Genomic DNA, 453 nt, shown 5'->3' with positions numbered 1-453 from the left:
CCATTCTACCTCACCTTCCTTACGGACCTTGCCCGGTGGGATCGACACGGTGAGATTGGCGAAAGCCGGGGCGAGCGCACGCTCCCCCGTGAACATCTCTCCGGGCACCGAAGATCGACTGCGCATCGTGGCAATCAGCATATCGACCTTAGGGGAGCTCGGGGACGTATCCGCCACTGGCGTCAGCACATCCTTCGGATTGCCGGCGCAGGCGCAAAGCGCTGCGAGCGTTGAAAATACAAGAAGCCGCCGAGGCCAGTTCGACCGTGCCGACGACGGCTCAACGATACGGTTTTTTCCCACGAATTTCTTCCTCAAATACCCGATCGCGCAACGGCACCACCGGTCGAACCCGGTGACACCGGAAGGCGAAAGAGAACTGAGCGTCATCTAATTCGGAAACAGGAGCGACAGCCCGACACGGGCACCCCAACCGTGCGGCCCGTTCTCCGG

Annotated in this window: 1 pseudogene; it reads right to left on the bottom strand. The window is 61.1% G+C overall.

The window, feature by feature from the left end:
* Positions 1 to 303, bottom strand: a pseudogene (locus AB4Z23_RS28515) (esterase); the annotation flags it as partial.
* Positions 304 to 453: the final 150 nt, after the last annotated feature.

The sequence above is a fragment of the Agrobacterium sp. MCAB5 genome (assembly GCF_052114365.1).
Taxonomy (GTDB): Bacteria; Pseudomonadota; Alphaproteobacteria; order Rhizobiales; family Rhizobiaceae; genus Agrobacterium; species Agrobacterium tumefaciens.
The sequence above is the reverse complement of the archived record's forward strand: the minus strand, read 5'-3'. Positions and strand labels throughout refer to the sequence as shown.